The following is a 16,251-nucleotide window of genomic DNA, read 5'->3' as shown; positions in this document are numbered from 1 at the left end:
CCGAGAATGACGGCTGGGTCAGATCAGCCTTCCCCCAAAATCCTACGCGTGTCGGCCCCGCTCGCCGCGACCTTTCGCAATCCGGCCGCCTGCTCGCGGAAGACCGGCGCCAGCGGCAACGGCGTCGAGACGAGGCGGCGGCCGCCGGGCTCCTCGACCTGCGCATCGAGCAGGCCGCGCGCCGACATCTGCGGATCGGAGACCGCCTCCTCCAGCGTCCGGACCACCGTACAGCAGCAATCGAGCGGCTCGATCAGCGCGCGCCAATAGGCGGCGCTCTCGCTGGCGATAATCGCGGTAATGCCCGCCCGCGTAGCCTCGGGGTCGCGGCGGTCGTCGCGCAACTTCTCGTCGAGCCCGATGCCCTCGCAGAAGCCCTGCCAGAACTTGGGCTCGATCGCGCCAACCGCGAGGAACCAGCCATCGGCGGTGGCATAGAGGCCGTAGCGTGGGCTCGCGCCGGTCAGGAGCCCCTCGCCGCCATCGGGGAAGGAGCCGGTCACCTGCCCCTGCGCCAGCCCGTACCAGGCGAAGGTCGGCATCGCATCGGCCATGGCGATGTCGAGATGGCAGCCCTGCCCGGTGCGGTCGCGCTGGCGCAAGGCCAGCAGGATGTTGAGCACGGCCGGCATGGTGCCGCCGGCGATGTCGGCGACGAGCGGCGGCGGCAGGGGCGGCGGCTCGCCGCGCTTCAAGGACTGGCCGAGCAGGCCGCCGAGCGCCTGGTAGTTGATGTCGTGCCCGGCTTCCTGGGCGCGCTGGCCGCGCTGGCCATAGCCGCTGATCGAGCAATAGATCAGACGCGGGTTGATCGCTTTCAGCGCCTCATGGCCGAAGCCGAGCCGTTCCATCACGCCCGGACGGAACTGCTCGATCAGGATATCGGCCTTCGCGATCAGGGGGGTGAGGCGCGCCACCGCATCGGGCGCCTTGAGGTCGAGTTCGACCGAATCCTTGCCGCGGTTGAGCACCGCGAAAGGCGCCGCCGTCTCGCCGAAGCGCGGTGGGAAGCCGCGCATGTCCTCGCCGCCCGGCCGCTCGATCTTGATGACGCGCGCGCCGGCCTCGGAGAGGAAGAGGCTCGCCAGCGGCCCGGGCAGGAGCGTCGAGAAATCGAGGACCAGCAGGTCGTCCAGCGGCAGCATCGGTGTCCCTGATTCTTTGCTTCATCGCATTTTCTTCACGCGAACCGGCGGCCACTTCGCTTGAAAATGCTTCAGTGAAACAAGTCAGCCGCTATCCTGCCCGTCTTCACCAGCCACAGGAAGCCCGACAGCGTGACCATCGACACGATGGTGCCGACGAGGATGCAGGCCGAGGCGCGCTCGATCCCGACCTTGTACTGCGTCGAGATGACGAAGATGTTCAGGGCCGGCGGCAGCGCCGCCATGATGATCGCGGCATAGATCCAGTTGGTCGGGATACCGCCGAGCGCCGAGAGCAGCACCCAGACCAGAAGCGGATGCAGCAGGAGCTTGATGAAGACCAGCGCAGGGACGCCGGCCGGCATCGTCTTCATCGGACGCAGCGCCACGGTGACGCCGAGCAGGAAGAGCGCGCAGGGGGCAGCAGCCTGCGACAGCCATAGCACCATCCGGTCGAGCGCCACCGGCAATTCGAACTTGAGATAGCTCGCCAGCACGCCGGCCAGCGTCGCGACATTGAACGGGTGGGTCAGCACCCGCCAGACCACCTCGCCGGCGGTCGCGAGCAGGCTCTTCTTCTCGACGCCCGCGACCGCCATGAGCAAGGGAACGAGCGAGAATAGCAGCACGCTGTCGAAGACGAAGATCAGCACGACCGGCGCGCTCGCCTCTGGCCCCAGCGCCGCCAGGATCAAGGGTGGGCCCATATAGCCGATATTGGAATAGGCCCCGGCGACGCCCTGCATCACCGCCTGCGGCAGGTCGCCTTTGGCGGCCTTCAACCCGATCGCCAGCGACAGGCTGAAGGCGCAGAAGGTGGCGAAGGTCGTGCCGGCGATGAACTTCCAGTTGGCGAGCTCGCTCAGCGGCTTGTCGGCGATCAGGCGGTAGAACAGCGGCGGCAGCGCGACATAGATCAGGAAGAACTGCAGCCAGGCCAGCCCCTCCTCCGGCAACTGCTTGTAGCGGCCGATGGCGAAGCCGAGCAGGATCAGCCCGAAGAACGGTGCGACCAGATTGAAGATGCTGAGAAGGTCGGCCATCGGGAAGCGAGCGATCCTGGCGTCAGGGTGGCCCATGAGGCCGGGTGATCCACGAACGACCAGATTTCCTGCACGAAACAATCCAACCGATCGACCAGAGCCTAAATCCCGACCGTGATCAGTTGGCAATCCCTTCCTTCCGCTTCGCGCCATTCCCTGACAGCAAGGCGAGAGCCCCGTTCACCAGCCCGGTCAACGCAGATTTCGTCCAGCTCTGCGCGGCACGCTCGAAGAAGCGCCAGATCAGCCAGGAGAAGGCGATCAGCCCCAGCGTGACGAGGATCACCAGAGGCAGGGGCTGGAGCATGGCGCCGGCCAGATTGAAGACGACGTAGCCGATATGCTGGTGGAGCAGGTAGAGCGGATAGGTCAGGCCGCCGATCGCCAGCATCATGCGCGAGGGCAGCGGCAGGCGCGGGAACCGGATGGAAGCGGCAACGGTCGCGAAGATCACGATACAGGACGCCGCCACCACGAGATCGCTGTAGGCGACCCGGTAATTCTCCCGGTTCCACTGCGCGAGTTGCAGCGACTGGAAGATCGCGACCGCCGTGCACAGGGCCAGCAAACCCAGTATCTTGCGATCATAGCCATCCCGGAAGGCGGCATAGAGGATGAGGCCGGCGCAGAAGAAGGCGCTCTGATCGGTGAGGAGCAGGTAGCGCATCACGCCGCTGGAGACCGTCGCCCGGTCGATGACCGAGATCAGCAGCCAGCCGACGACGATCGCAGGGTAGTTCGCGCGCTTGAACCGCCCTGCCGCCATGAAGGCGAAAACCCAAGCGTAGAAGACCACCTCGTAGAAGATCGACCAATAGGAGCCGTCGAGCGCCGGCTTCCCGAGCAGTTCCGACTTGATCAGGAGGTTTGCGGCCCATTGACCGGTCGTCGCGTGCAGGCGCGGAGCACCGAAGGCCACCACGACCAGGAAGGTGATGGTCATGCACAGGACGAAGGTCGGATAGATCCGCGCGAAACGGGCGATGCCGAACTGAAGCGGCGTGCGCCCTTCCGCGGAATAGGCGATCACGAAGCCGCTGATCACGAAGAACAACTGCACGCCGAGATAGCCGTATTTCAGGACGGGCTCATAGGCCGGCAGTGCGATATCGGTCACGCCGAGCGACAGACCCCGAAAGCCGAAATGGAACAGCAACACGGCCAGGGCCGCCAGCAGGCGCAGCGCGTCGAGGGTTTCGAGCCGCAGGCTGGAGGCGGCGGTTTCCGGCTTGGTCATGAAACTCGCATGTCGCTCGCTGCAAGGGCGGCGCCGGACCCTCCAGCGTCGGACACCGGGCACTATAGCGGATAACCGCCGTTCGACCGGGACAAAGCCCGGCGATGGTTACCCGTCCGCAATGGCACCGGAACGCCCGCCACGCTCGGCTTCATCAAGGCAAGATAAAATGCCTAGGAAATTATACTTACCTTAGTGCAAAGGAATAATAGCCTAGGCACATTATCCGCTCGCTCCCAAAAGCATCATGGACGGGGCCGTCGCGATCTGGTTCACAATGCTGCAACGCAAAACGGAGCCGCCGATGACGACCAGGACGCCGCGCCAGTTCTTCCGCCCGCTCGCGATCGGCGCGCCGGAACCCTTCCGCGAATTGCCGCAGCGGCTCGAGCGGATGATCCATTTCGTGCCGCCGCATCTGGAGAAGGTCCGCGCCAAGGTCGGCGAACTCGCCGGACAGGTCGATATCGTGCTCGGCAATCTTGAGGATGCGATTCCCGTCGAGGCCAAGCAGGCGGCGCGCGACGGCTTCATCGCCATGGGCAAGGCGGTCGATTTCGGCAAGACCGGCTTGTGGACCCGCGTCAATGCATTGAATTCGCCGTGGTTTCTCGACGACATCAGCGCGATCATGGCCGAGATCGGCGGCAAGCTCGACGTCGTGATGGTGCCGAAAGTCGAGGGCCCCTGGGACATCCACTATGTCGACCAGCTGCTGGCGCAGTTCGAGGCGCGGCACCAATTGCGCAAGCCGATCCTGATCCACGCCATCCTGGAGACGGCGGAGGGCGTGAAGAATGTCGAGGCGATCGCGACCGCCTCGCCGCGTATGCACGGCATGAGCCTCGGCCCCGCCGACCTCGCCGCCTCGCGCGCGATGAAGACGACACGCGTCGGCGGCGGGCACCCCGAATACAAGGTGATCGCCGACCCCTCCCCCGATGGCGGATCGCGGGCCGTCGCACAGCAGGACCTCTGGCACTATACGCTGGCCAAGATGGTCGATGCCTGCGCCGCGGCCGGGATCAAGCCGTTTTACGGCCCGTTCGGCGATTTCAGTGACGAGGCGGCCTGCGAGGCGCAGTTCCGCAACGCCTTCCTGCTCGGCTGCGCCGGCGCCTGGACGCTGCATCCCTCGCAGATCGCCATCGCCAAGCGCGTCTTCAGCCCGGACCCCACGGAAGTCGCCTTCGCCAGGCGCATCCTGGAGGCGATGCCGGACGGCTCAGGCGCCGTGATGATCGACGGCAAGATGCAGGACGACGCCACCTGGAAACAGGCGAAGGTGATCGTCGACCTTGCCCGGCAGGTCGCTGCGCGCGATCCCGATCTGGCTGAGCGCTACGGAATGTGATGGGACAAACGGTCCCGATCGATTGATTTCGACGCATTTACGACGCATTGCTTGCGCAAGGCGGCAAGACCTAGAGGTTGTTAGGGGTTATGGGACAGGTTTGATGAGGTCAAAACGCCGGAGATGGGAGGAGCATCGCGCAGCCGATACCGCTGGTATCGGCAAGCGGTGCGACGCTGCAGCTCCGTCGTTTTCACCTCACCCACAGGGCGCGGCGCTTTTGCGCGACTGCTGTGTCGTTCTTCGTAGCAAGCCGGAAGGCTTGCGTCCTCGAACTCCTGGCATTCGCGAAAAATCGCTCGCGTCAAACCTGTCCCATAACCCCTAACAACCTCCAGCCGGCGGCGCATCGGCCGGCTCACGATGGATCAGTCATGGAAGCGCGTTCGGCCAAATTCAGGATCGGGCAGGTGGTCAAGCACCGCATCTACCCGTTCCGCGGCGTGATCTTCGACGTCGACCCGGTCTTCTCGAATACCGAGGAGTGGTGGATGGCGATCCCGGAGGCCATGCGCCCGTCGAAGGACCAGCCCTTCTACCATCTCTTCGCCGAGAACCAGGAGGCGGAATACGTCGCCTATGTCTCCGAGCAGAATCTCGTCGACGACGATTCCGGCGAACCCGTGCGCCATCCCCGCGCCCGGGAGTTCTTCCGGCGTGATCGCAAGGGCCGCTACAAGCTGGACCGTGCCGATTTGAACTGAGGCCGGCTGCCTTTCGTAACCTACGGTTGTCATTCCGGGGCGCGCCGCAGGTGCGAACCCGGAACGACAAAGGGCTGACCAAAATCACCCCGCAACTATCCACAGACTCCAGCGCCCCAAGAAAAAGGCCGGCCCCGCGAGGGACCGGCCTTTTCTGTTTCAGGCGGTACGCCGTGGCTCAGGGCTTCGGCGGGGTCGCGGGCACGGCGGGCGCGGCGCCGGGGGCCGGGGCGGCACCCGGAGCGGCAGCGCCGCCGGCGCCGAGGCGCTGGCGCAGCTCTTCCTGGCGCTTGCCGAGTTCGTCCTGCAACTGCTTCTGCTGCTCCTCGAGCACCTTGGGGTCGATCGCCGCGCCATCGAAGCCCTTGGCGAAATCGGCGAGCGGGATGGTGAAGGTCAGCTCGCGAGCGCCCTGGTTCTGGACGCTGACGTTCAGGTTGGTGCCCTTCTTCATCGCGTTGATGAAGTCGTCCTTGACCTGCGCCTCGGCGAAGCAGCCGTTCGGGAAGCAGATGGCGTAGCGGCCGCCGGTCGGCTGGGCGCTGTCGACGCCGAATCGGATGCCGGGCTGCAGCAGCAGGCCGAGCGGCATCAGGAAGCGCACGATCTTGTTGGCGTCGCCCTTGACGTCATAGATCGCGACGGCCAGCACCGGCTGCCCCTGATCCGAGACGAAGTCGCGCGTGGTGTAGCAGATTTCCTTGTTGGCGCCCTGGTCCTTGCCGCAGACCTTGGTCCAGCTCGTCTGCGAGGGCTCGGGCTTGACCTGGACGACGGTCGGGCCGGTGGCCGCGGCGGCGCCGGGCTGGGCCGGAGCGGCAGGCTGCTGGGCCGGGGCAGCCGGACGGGACGGAGCCGGGCGCTGCGCCGGAGCCTGGGCGAAGGCCGCGACGGGCGCGAAGCCGATGGCCGCGCTGAGCACGAGGCCCAGAGCAGATGATGACAGGCGATACGAAGCGGACATTCCTTGTCTTTCCTTATCAAGCGAATTCGGGATCACGACTTCGCAAGCCGCGCGCGTCACCGCTGATGGCCCAATCGCATGGGGCGCCGGCCATCGCAAGCCGTGCACATCAAGGCCGATTGAGGCGTTTGAATGACACCCTGCCCTCGCCTTTAGCGAGTTCGCACCAAGGATTCCAGCCCGAATAGCTGCGTGACCATGCTGTGCCCATGCTATTCTTGCGCAGGGAATCAGGTCGCGTGATGGAATTTCTTCGATTGCCCCAGGCGATGAACCGCCGCGGGGTCAACCTTATGCTGGCTTTGGCCCCGTTCGCCGCCCTGGCGCGCGGGCGCAATGCGCTGGCCGATTCGGCCCCGCTGCAGCATGCCATCGCGATGCATGGTCAGCCGGCCCTGCCGCCCGGCTTCGCGCATCTGCCCTATGCCGACCCCAAGGCTCCGAAGGGCGGGCGCATCGTTCTCGGCATCCAGGGGACTTTCGACAGCCTCAATCCGCTCGTCGTCCTCGGCGTCGCGCCCGATGCCGTGCCGAAATACGTCCAGCAGAGCCTGCTCTACCGCTCGGCAGACGAGCCCTTCACGGCGTACGGCCTGCTTGCCTCGGGGGTGTCGCTCGACGCGGACCGTACCCGCCTCGCCTTCGAGATCGACGAGCGGGCCCGGTTTTCCGACGGCAAGCCGGTCACCGCCGAGGACGTGATCTTCACCTTCGAGATGCTGAAGACGAAGGGCAAGCCCTTCCATCGCTCCAGCCTCGGCCGCGTGACCAAGGTCTCGGCGCCCTCGCCCCGGCGCGTCGAATTCGAGCTCGGCGACGGCTCCAACCGCGAATTGCCGCTGGTCATCGGCGCGATGCCGATCTTCGCGAAGCATGCGACCAACGCCGAAACCTTCGGCGAAACCAGCTTCAGGCCGGCACTCGGCTCCGGCGCCTATAGCGTCGAGGAGGTCCGGCCCGGCGAATCGCTCACGCTGAGACGGCGCAAGGATTTCTGGGCCGAGGACCATCCGGTGACGCGCGGGCTCTATAATGCCGACGAGATCCGCTACGATTTCTACCGGGATTCGAATGCGCTGTTCGAGGCGTTCAAGGCCGGGCTCTATGATGTGCGCCTCGAGGGCGATCCGACGCGCTGGATGACCGGCTACGACGTGCCGGCCGTGCATGACGGGCGCATCCGGCAGGAAACCCTGCATTTCGACACGCCCAAGGGCATGACCGGCCTGGTCTTCAACACGCGCCGGCCGATCTTCGCCGATGTCTGGGTGCGCGAGGCGCTGGGGCTGCTGTTCGATTTCGAATGGGTTAACCGCAACCTGTTCCACGGCGTCTATCGCCGGGCCGGCAGCTTCTTCTCCGATTCGGATCTCTCGGCACTCGGCGTGCCCGCCGACGAACGGGAGAAGGTCCTGCTCGCCGGTTTTCCGGGTGCGGTGCGCGAGGACATTCTAGCCGGCAGCTGGAGGCCCGCCGAAACCGACGGCTCGGGCCGCGATCGCGAGCAGGCGCGCAAGGCGCTCGATCTGCTCAAGACCGCCGGCTACGTCCTGCGCGAGGGCGTGCTGCGCAACGGCAAGGACGAGCCCTTCGCCTTCGAGATCACCGTGACCAGCCGGCCGCAGGAGCGGCTCGCGCTCAATTACGCACAGTCGCTCGCCCGGCTCGGCATCGCGGTGTCCGTGCGATTGATCGACGATGTGCAGTACTGGCGGCGGCTGTCGACCTTCGATTTCGACATGATCCAGTGGACCTGGCCGGCCTCGGCCTCGCCCGGCAACGAGCAGATCGGGCGCTGGGGCTCAGCCAATGCCGCCCGCAACGGCGCGCTGAACTATGCCGGCGTGAAATCGCCCGCCGTCGACGCCGTGCTGCGGGCCCTGCTCGGGGCTCGCGAGCGCGAGGATTTCGTCGCGGCGGTGCGGGCGCTCGACCGGCTGCTGATCTCGGGCTTCTACGTCGTGCCGCTCTATTACCTGCCCGATAGCTGGATCGCGCTGGCGCGCGGCGTCGTGCTCGCGGGGCGCCAGCCGGCCTATTTCCTCTCCAACGAAACGCTGGCGCGCCTCCCGGCCGCACCGGCTCCGGCGAACTAGGGTTTGTCGATGCGGGCAGACCAGGACGAAGCCTCCGCCGTGCTCGACGGACTCGATCTCGACACCCTGCTCGCGGCCCTGACCCGGACCCGCGGCTATGATGCGGCCCTGCGCGATCCGCCGGGCCGGCGCGGCTGGAGCGACGTGAAGCCCGGCTCGATCAATTTCCTGGACCTCGACGAGCGCATCGACCGGCTGGCGCGCCTGCTCGCCATCAACAAGGGCACGCCGGGCGCGAGCGTCGCGATCCTGGCGCCGCTCGGGCCCGAGGCGATCATCTCGATCCTGGCGAGCCTGCGCGCGGGGCTTTCGCCCTTGATGCTGCCGCTGCACGGCAACGAGCTCGAATTGCTGGCGCTGATCGAGGCGTCCGGCGCGGTGATGGCGGTCGGCGTCAGCCGGGTCGGACCCTTGCGGCCGCTCCTGACGTTGCGCAACCTTGCGATGCGGGCCTTCGGCACACGCTTCGTCGGCGGTTTCGGGCCGGATGTTCCCGATGGCGTCGCCCCCCTCGATATGCTGATGGCCAGCCCGACCCTGCACCCTCTGCCGCAGATGATGGAGCGGCCGGCGCTGCAGATCGCCGACGGCCTGTCGCTGCAAGGGCCGATCGCGCTGCCGGAACGCGAACTGCTCGGCAAGGCGCTGGATATCTCGCGGGCGCTGAAGCCCACGGTCTCGTCGCGCATCGTGACGACGCTGGTCGGCGGCGACCTCGCTGCGCTGGCGAGCGGGCCGGGCATGGCGATGCTGAGCGGCCTGGAACTCCTGCCGCTCGGCCTGTTCAGCCTCGGCGACCTGGAGGCTTGTATCGAGGGCGGGCGCAGCGTCCATCTGGTCCTGCCGGGCGCCATGGAGCCTGCGCTGGCGCATTCGCGCCTCGCCGGGCATCCGGCGCTGGCCAGCCTGGTCTTCGTCCATCGGGCGACGGACGCGCGCAGCTTCCCGGCCATAGACCGGCCGGACGTCGCCATCGTCGACATCGAGGCGCGTTCGGCCCGCGATATCACGGTCAGCAAACGGCAGGGACCTTCGCCGGCCGAATAGCGCCTTCATCCGGAACTTCGGCGGCGGCTTCGCGTTGACCGACAGGGCGTCCTTTTTGGAGTGGCAGCCATGCTTGCCGCCGGTCTCGTCCTTCTGTCTCTCTCCAGCACATCTCCTGCGATCATTCAGGTGGCGGATTCGCCGCCGCGCTTCGACATCGCCGCGTCCTGCCGCGATGTCGGCAAATCGGGCATCGATATCGGCCGCCCCGCCAGAGCCTGCCAGGGCGATGAGGAACGCGCCCGCGCCGCGCTCACCGCACGTTGGAACCAGTTCCAGCCGGGCGCCCGGACGGCGTGTGTCGAAAGTGCCAGTTTCGGCGGGCCTCCGAGCTATGTCGAGGTCCTGACCTGCCTGGAGATGAAGGAGCCGTGACGGCAGGGCACGTGTCAGCCCCCACACTCCGGCATTCCCAGGTTGCCTTCGCCAACCCGCTCCGCAAAGCTCCCGACTCAATCGTCGGAGAGACCGCCCCATGCGCAGCTTTTGCCTTTCGCTTCTCGCGACCGCCCTGCTTGCCAGCGGGATGGCGGTGCCGGCGCTCGCCAACCCTCAGGCCTGCGCCGACCTGTGGACGGCGCGCAACGAAATCTACAAGGCGCAGGGCTATTGCTTCCGGACGAAACGCGCCATCGCGGCCTTCGGCAATGCCGGCTGCCAATATGACGATGTCGAGGACCTGCCGCTCTCGGCCAATGACCACCGGGTGATCGCCGACATCGTCCGGCAGGAACGCGCCCTGCGCTGCCCGCGCTGAAGCCGATTGCCTGTGGAAGGCAGGGCAGCCCTGCGTCCAGCGAAGGAAAGGCCGTGCTAGAAGCGCCGGCCGCATCTCCGCGCCCGATCCAACACGACGACTCACCGCCCGCATGACCACCGCAATCGAGATGGGAACGACAAGGACCGGCGAGCCCGGTCTGATCGATCTCGCCGAGTTGCTGGCGACGCGTCTGCTCGTGCAGGGCAATTCCGGCTCGGGCAAGTCGCATCTCCTGCGCCGCCTGCTGGAGCAGAGCGCGCCTTTGGTGCAGCAGGCGATCATCGATCCCGAGGGCGATTTCGTCTCGCTCGCCGACCAGTTCGGCCATGTCGTGGTCGATGCCGAATGCGGCGAGGCCGAATTGCAGCGCGTTGCCTTGCGCGTGCGCCAGCACCGCGTCTCGGTGGTGCTCAATCTCGAAAATCTCGAAGCCGACGAGCAGTTGCGCGCCACCGCCGCCTTCCTCGGCGGGCTCTTCGATGTCGACCGCTCGCTCTGGTTCCCGATGCTGATCGTGGTCGACGAAGCGCAGCTCTTCGCGCCGGTGATGGCGGGCGAGGCCTCCGACGAGGCGCGCCGGCTCTCATTGGGCGCCATGACCAACCTGATGTGCCGTGGCCGCAAGCGTGGCCTTGCCGGGGTGATCGCGACGCAGCGCCTCGCCAAGCTTGCCAAGAACGTCGCGGCGGAAGCCTCGAACTTCCTGATGGGGCGCACCTTCCTCGACATCGACATGGCCCGCGCCGCCGACCTGCTCGGCATGGACCGCCGTCAGGCCGAGATGTTCCGCGATCTCGAACGCGGCCAGTTCGTCGCGCTCGGCCCCGCCCTGTCGAAGCGCCCGCTGCCGATCCGGATCGGTGCGGTCTCCTCGGTCGATCGCGGTGGCGCGCCGGGCCTGATGCCGCTGCCGGAGCAGGCGCCGGAGGAGGCCGGCAAGCTGATCTTCACGCGCGGCGAGGACGAACCGCTGCCGATGGCCCGTCCGGTGCGCCCGGCCCCGCGTCCCAAGCCCGATCCGACCGAGGTGCTGCGCCGGATCGAGAACTATCGCCCTGCCCCGCAGGCGGAGCCGGAACCCGAGATCGAGCTGGAGCCGGCCGAGCGCGAGGCGATCATGGTCGAAATCCTGCGCGAATTGATGGCCGATCCCGAGGCGCGCTCGCGCCAGGTCGCGGTGCTCTACCAGGATTTCACCGTGCGCTGCCGGATGCGCCGGCTCGGCCGCACGCAACTCAGCCTCGAGGAGTTCCGCCGCAGGCTCGCCGTGGCGCGGGCCGGCGTCAGCGACAGCGTCGCGACGAGCGATGGCTGGCAGGCGGCTGTGGCCGCGTCCGGCACGTTGCCGGAAGACCTGCAGGGGCTCTTCCTCTACATCGCCCGCACCGCCATCGAAGGCCGGCCCTGCCCCAGCGATGCCGAGCTCGCGGAGATCTATGGCAGCGCCTCGCCGAGCCGCGCGCGCCGCGTGCTCAGCTATATCGAGGAGCGCGGGCTGATCGTCTGCCATGTCGATTTCAGAGGACAGCGGACGCTCGCCCTGCCGACGCTCGGCGTCGAGACCGCGCCGGGACTGGCGCAGCCGCGCACCGCAGGCATGCCGCGCAGCGCGCGGGGGTGAGGAGGAATCGCCCGGTCATTCGGCCGCGCGAAACTTGACCACCCCGCCCCCGAACGTGCATGACCTCAAGCCGTATTCACGGGTCCGGCCATGCGCGTTCTGTTGATCGACAACTACGACAGCTTCACCTGGAACCTGGTCCACCTCATCGGTGGGCTCGGCGCCGAGGTCGATGTCTGGCGTAACGATGCGCTCACCGTCAACGAGGCGCTTGCCGGCGACCACGACGCGATCGTGCTCTCGCCCGGCCCCTGCACGCCCAATGAAGCCGGAATCTGCCTGAACCTGATCCGCGAAGGCGCGGGCAAGAAGCCGATCTTCGGCGTCTGCCTCGGCCTGCAGGCGATGGGACAGGCCTTCGGCGGCGAGGTGGTGCGTGCGCCGCTACCGATGCACGGCAAGGTCTCGCCGATCCGCCACCGGGCGCGCGGGCTGTTCCGCGGCATCAACGGACCGCTGCAGGCGACGCGCTATCACTCGCTCGTGGTCGAGCGAGCCTCCTGCCCCGATGTCTTCGAGATCGAGGCGGAGAGCGATGACGGCCTGATCATGGCGCTTTCTCACCGGGAGCTGCCGGTCCACGGCGTCCAGTTCCATCCGGAGAGCATCGCTTCCGAGCATGGCGCGACGATTCTGCGGAATTTCCTCGACCTCGCGGAGCGGTGGCAGAGCGAACGCGAAGCCTCCGCCCTGACCCCTTCAGCCTGATTCCGCAGAGTTCCCATGGACGATTTCAAACCCTTCATCGCCAAGGTGGCGACCGGCGCGACGCTCTCGCGCGAGGAAGCGCGCGACGCCTTCGACACCATCCTCTCGGGCGGGGTCACCAACGCGCAATCGGCCGCCTTCCTGATGGCGCTGCGTGTCCGCGGCGAGACGATCGATGAGATCGCAGGCGCCGCCAGCGCGATGCGTGGCAAGATGCTTACCGTCAAGGCCCCGCCGGAGGCGATCGACATCGTCGGCACCGGCGGCGATTCGTCCGGCTCCTACAATGTCTCGACGCTGGCCTCGATCATCACCGCCGCCTGCGGCGTGCCGGTCGCCAAGCATGGCAACCGCGCGGCCTCCTCGCGCTCCGGGGCCGCCGACGTGCTGACCGCGCTCGGCGTCAAGGTCGGGCTTGATCCGGCCGCGACCGAGCATTGTATCCGCGAGGCCGGCGTCGGCTTCATGTTCGCGCCGACGCATCACGCTTCGATGCGCCATGTCGCGCCGGTGCGCACCGAGCTCGGCACGCGCACGATCTTCAACCTGCTCGGCCCGCTTTCCAACCCGGCCGGCGCCAAGCGTCAGCTCATCGGCGCCTTCTCCGAGACCTGGCTGGAGCCGATGGTCAAGGTGCTCGCCTCCTTCGGCTCGACCCGCGTCTGGGCCGTGCACGGCTCGGATGGGCTCGACGAGATCACCACGACAGGCCCGACCCGCGTCGTCTCGCTGGAGAACGGGAAGATCGAAAGCTTCTCGATCAGCCCCGCCGATGTCGGCCTTGAACCTGCAAAGCCCGAAGTCCTGCGCGGCGGCACGCCGGAGGAGAACGCGGCGGCGCTGAACGCCGTGCTCGCCGGCGAAAAGACCGGCTTCCGCGACATCGCCGCCTTCAATGCGGCTGCGGCGCTGCTCGTCGCCGGCAAGGCCCGGGATTTGAAGGACGGCTTCGCCCAGGCGACGGCCGCGCTCGATTCCGGCAAGGCCAAGGCGACGCTCGCCGCGCTCGTCAAAGCCTCGAACGCGTGAGGCCGGCATGACCGACATCCTCGCGAAGATCGAAGCCTATAAGCGCCAGGAGATCGCGGCAGCCAAGGCCGCGGTGCCGCAGGCCGAGATCGAGCGCCGGGCACGTGCGGCCAGCAAGCCGCGCGGCTTTGCTGACGCGCTCGCAAACAAGCTCGCTCAGGGCACGCCCGCTCTGATCGCCGAGATCAAGAAGGCGAGCCCCTCCAAGGGCCTGATCCGCGCCGATTTCGACCCGCCTTCGCTCGCCCGCGCCTATGCGGCCGGCGGTGCGGCCTGCCTGTCGGTGCTGACCGATGCGCCCTCATTCCAGGGCAGGCCGGAGTTCCTGACGCAGGCGCGCGAGGCCACAGGCCTGCCCGCCTTGCGCAAGGATTTTCTTTACGAGCCCTATCAGGTCTACGAGGCCCGCTCCTGGAGCGCCGACTGCATCCTGATCATCTTGGCCGGTGTCGACGACGCGACCGCCAAGGCGCTGAACGAGACCGCGCGGGAACTGGGCATGGATGTCCTCGTCGAGGTCCATGACGATGCCGAGCTCGACCGGGCGCTCAAGCTCGAAAGCCGCCTGCTCGGCATCAACAACCGCGACCTGCGCAGCTTCAATGTCGATCTTGCGGTCACCGAGCGATTGGCGCCGCGCGTGCCGGTTGACCGGATCGTCATCAGCGAGAGCGGCATCTTCACGCATGAGGACATCGCCCGGCTCAACCCGATCGGTGTCAACAGCTTCCTCGTCGGCGAGAGTCTGATGCGGCAGGCCGACGTCACCGCCGCGACGCAGGCGCTGCTGACCGGCAAGGCCGTCGCGGCGTGAGCCGGCTCAGCCATCTCGACGCGCAAGGCCAGGCGCATATGGTCGATGTCGGCGGCAAGGCCGAGACGACCCGCATGGCGATCGCCGAGGGCCAGGTGGTGATGGCGCCGGAAACGATCGCGATCGTCCGCGACGGCAACGCCAAGAAGGGCGATGTGCTCGGCACCGCGCGCCTCGCCGGCATCATGGCGGCGAAGCGCACGCATGAATTGATCCCGCTCTGTCACCCGTTGCTGCTCAGCAAGATCGCCGTCGATCTCGCGATCGACGAGGCCTTGCCGGGCGTGCACGTACGGGCCGAGGTGAAGATGAAGGGCCAGACCGGCGTCGAGATGGAGGCGCTCACCGCCGTCTCCGTCGCCTGTCTCACCGTCTACGACATGGTCAAGGCGGTCGACCGGGCGATGCGGATCGAGAACATCCGCCTGCTGCGCAAGTCCGGCGGCCAGTCCGGCGATTACGAGGCGAAAGCTAGCTGATGGCGCTCACCCCGGTCCCCGTCGCGCGCAAGGCGCTGCTCGACAGCATTCCGGGGCCGACCGCGGCGGAAACCCTGCCGCTGGCGCAATGCGCCTGGCGGGTGCTTGCTGGTGAGGTCAAAGCCCTCAGGACACAACCGCCCTTCGCCAATTCCGCCATGGATGGCTATGCCGTGCGCGGCGACGAGATGGCGGAAGGCGTTTCGCTCACTGTCATCGGCGAATCCGCTGCCGGCCGGGCCTTCGATGGACCGGTCGGGCCGGGACAGGCCGTCCGCATCTTCACCGGCGCACCGATGCCTGAGGGCGCCGACACCATCCTGATGCAGGAAGACGCCGACGGTGTCGGCAGTCCGGTGATCCGCGTCCGCGTGCCGCCAGCTAAAGGCAAGTTCCTGCGCGCCGCAGGGCTCGATTTTCATGAGGGCGACGTGCTGCTGCCGGCCGGGCGGGTGCTCGACAGCGCGGCGCTCGGGCTTGCGGCCGCGATGGGGCATCCGACCTTGCCCATCCGACGCAAGCCGCGTGTCGCGATCCTCGCCACCGGTGACGAACTGGTGGCGCCGGGCGAGCCGGTCGGCCGCGACCAGATCGTCGCCTCGAACTCGTTCTCGCTCGCCGCGCTGGTCGAGAAGGCCGGCGGCACCGTCATCGATCTCGGCATCGCCCGCGACGACCATGCCGACCTCGCCAGCAAGATCGCAAGGGCGAGCGACGCCGATGCCGATGTGCTGATCACGCTCGGCGGGGCCTCGGTCGGCGCGCATGATCTCGTGCAGGAAGCACTGACGCGGGCCGGCATGGCGCTCGGCTTCTGGAAGATCGCGATGCGGCCGGGCAAGCCGATGATGACCGGACGCCTCGGCCGGATGGTCGTGGTCGGGCTGCCGGGCAATCCGGTCTCCTCGATCGTCTGCGGCCATCTCTTCGCGCTGCCCTTGATCGAGGCGCTGCTCGGCATCGCGGACGCCGATCGCGACCGCAGCATCCCCGCCATTCTGGGACGCGACATGCCCGGCAATGACGAGCGCGAGGATTACCTGCGCTCGGAGCTCACGCTGACGCCGGAAGGCTGGGTGGCGACGCCCTTCGACCGGCAGGATTCCTCGATGCTCGGCACGCTGGCGCGCGCTCAGGCCCTGACGATCCGCCCGGCCCATGCCGCTCCCGCGAAGAAAGGCGAGGCCTGCCGCATCCTGCCCTTGCGGTAGCGGCTTGCGGAACACAAGCAGAACGCGTATGGTGTTCGT

At 67.4% G+C, this 16,251-nt stretch carries 16 protein-coding genes; 12 read left to right on the top strand and 4 right to left on the bottom strand.

Translation table 11 applies throughout. The annotated features are described in order from the left end of the window. Window positions 1–23: 23 nt before the first annotated feature. The 3 genes from BLQ70_RS17550 to BLQ70_RS17540 all read right to left on the bottom strand — a co-directional run bounded on the left by BLQ70_RS17550 (window position 24) and on the right by BLQ70_RS17540 (window position 3,425). A complete protein-coding gene (locus BLQ70_RS17550) occupies window positions 24–1,145 on the bottom strand; it encodes a CaiB/BaiF CoA transferase family protein (RefSeq protein ID WP_091859197.1) in 1,122 nt (373 codons plus the stop codon). 71 nt (window positions 1,146–1,216) lie between these two features. After that, window positions 1,217–2,188, bottom strand: a complete 972-nt coding sequence (locus BLQ70_RS17545; RefSeq protein ID WP_091859194.1) for an AEC family transporter — start codon at window positions 2,186–2,188, stop codon at window positions 1,217–1,219. Window positions 2,189–2,306: 118 nt separating this feature from the next. Continuing rightward, window positions 2,307–3,425 carry an acyltransferase family protein gene (locus BLQ70_RS17540; RefSeq protein ID WP_091859191.1) on the bottom strand — a complete coding sequence of 373 codons (1,119 nt, stop codon included), beginning with the start codon at window positions 3,423–3,425 and terminating at the stop codon, window positions 2,307–2,309. A 304-nt stretch (window positions 3,426–3,729) separates the two neighbouring features. On the opposite strand from BLQ70_RS17540, the gene BLQ70_RS17535 reads away from it, so the two are divergent. Together BLQ70_RS17535 and hspQ are read left to right on the top strand one after the other, a co-directional pair. Next, window positions 3,730–4,779 (top strand): HpcH/HpaI aldolase/citrate lyase family protein, encoded by a 1,050-nt coding sequence (locus BLQ70_RS17535; protein ID WP_091859731.1) that lies wholly within the window; start codon window positions 3,730–3,732, stop codon window positions 4,777–4,779. Window positions 4,780–5,153: 374 nt separating this feature from the next. Then, window positions 5,154–5,483: a heat shock protein HspQ gene (gene hspQ / locus BLQ70_RS17530; protein ID WP_061968025.1), complete on the top strand. Its 330-nt coding sequence runs from the start codon at window positions 5,154–5,156 to the stop codon at window positions 5,481–5,483. A 178-nt stretch (window positions 5,484–5,661) separates the two neighbouring features. Here hspQ and BLQ70_RS17525 read toward each other — a convergent pair whose 3' ends face one another. Next, window positions 5,662–6,447 carry an invasion associated locus B family protein gene (locus BLQ70_RS17525; RefSeq protein ID WP_061968027.1) on the bottom strand — a complete coding sequence of 262 codons (786 nt, stop codon included), beginning with the start codon at window positions 6,445–6,447 and terminating at the stop codon, window positions 5,662–5,664. A gap of 242 nt (window positions 6,448–6,689) precedes the next feature. Here BLQ70_RS17525 and BLQ70_RS17520 point away from each other — a divergent pair, with 242 nt between their 5' ends. The 10 genes from BLQ70_RS17520 (at window position 6,690) to BLQ70_RS17475 (ending at window position 16,212) form a co-directional block, all read left to right on the top strand. Then, on the top strand, window positions 6,690–8,543 hold the full coding sequence (locus BLQ70_RS17520; RefSeq protein ID WP_244512083.1) for an extracellular solute-binding protein: 1,854 nt from the start codon (window positions 6,690–6,692) through the stop codon (window positions 8,541–8,543). 9 nt (window positions 8,544–8,552) lie between these two features. Continuing rightward, window positions 8,553–9,590, top strand: coding sequence for an AMP-binding protein (locus BLQ70_RS17515; protein WP_091859185.1), 1,038 nt, complete (start codon window positions 8,553–8,555; stop codon window positions 9,588–9,590). A gap of 69 nt (window positions 9,591–9,659) precedes the next feature. Then, window positions 9,660–9,965 carry a hypothetical protein gene (locus BLQ70_RS17510; RefSeq protein ID WP_139163577.1) on the top strand — a complete coding sequence of 102 codons (306 nt, stop codon included), beginning with the start codon at window positions 9,660–9,662 and terminating at the stop codon, window positions 9,963–9,965. A gap of 100 nt (window positions 9,966–10,065) precedes the next feature. Next, window positions 10,066–10,347 (top strand): YARHG domain-containing protein, encoded by a 282-nt coding sequence (locus BLQ70_RS17505; RefSeq protein WP_091859176.1) that lies wholly within the window; start codon window positions 10,066–10,068, stop codon window positions 10,345–10,347. 112 nt (window positions 10,348–10,459) lie between these two features. Further along, window positions 10,460–11,971 carry a helicase HerA domain-containing protein gene (locus BLQ70_RS17500; protein WP_091859173.1) on the top strand — a complete coding sequence of 504 codons (1,512 nt, stop codon included), beginning with the start codon at window positions 10,460–10,462 and terminating at the stop codon, window positions 11,969–11,971. A gap of 90 nt (window positions 11,972–12,061) precedes the next feature. Continuing rightward, complete coding sequence (locus BLQ70_RS17495) at window positions 12,062–12,679, top strand: anthranilate synthase component II (protein WP_091859170.1); 618 nt, start codon at window positions 12,062–12,064, stop codon at window positions 12,677–12,679. 15 nt (window positions 12,680–12,694) lie between these two features. Next, window positions 12,695–13,708, top strand: a complete 1,014-nt coding sequence (gene trpD / locus BLQ70_RS17490) for an anthranilate phosphoribosyltransferase (RefSeq protein WP_091859167.1) — start codon at window positions 12,695–12,697, stop codon at window positions 13,706–13,708. 7 nt (window positions 13,709–13,715) lie between these two features. Further along, window positions 13,716–14,522: an indole-3-glycerol phosphate synthase TrpC gene (gene trpC / locus BLQ70_RS17485; RefSeq protein WP_091859164.1), complete on the top strand. Its 807-nt coding sequence runs from the start codon at window positions 13,716–13,718 to the stop codon at window positions 14,520–14,522. Beyond that, the gene (gene moaC, locus BLQ70_RS17480; RefSeq protein WP_091859161.1) at window positions 14,519–15,001 is read left to right on the top strand and encodes a cyclic pyranopterin monophosphate synthase MoaC; all 483 of its coding nucleotides are present in this window, start codon (window positions 14,519–14,521) and stop codon (window positions 14,999–15,001) included. Before trpC ends, moaC begins: the two co-directional genes overlap by 4 nt. Further along, window positions 15,001–16,212, top strand: a complete 1,212-nt coding sequence (locus BLQ70_RS17475) for a molybdopterin molybdotransferase MoeA (RefSeq protein WP_091859158.1) — start codon at window positions 15,001–15,003, stop codon at window positions 16,210–16,212. The genes moaC and BLQ70_RS17475 overlap by 1 nt, the downstream gene beginning before the upstream one ends. The last annotated feature ends 39 nt before the right edge of the window (window positions 16,213–16,251 follow it).

This window comes from Allobosea robiniae (genome assembly GCF_900102525.1).
GTDB lineage: Bacteria > Pseudomonadota > Alphaproteobacteria > Rhizobiales > Beijerinckiaceae > Allobosea > Allobosea robiniae.
The sequence above is the reverse complement of the archived record's forward strand: the minus strand, read 5'-3'. Positions and strand labels throughout refer to the sequence as shown.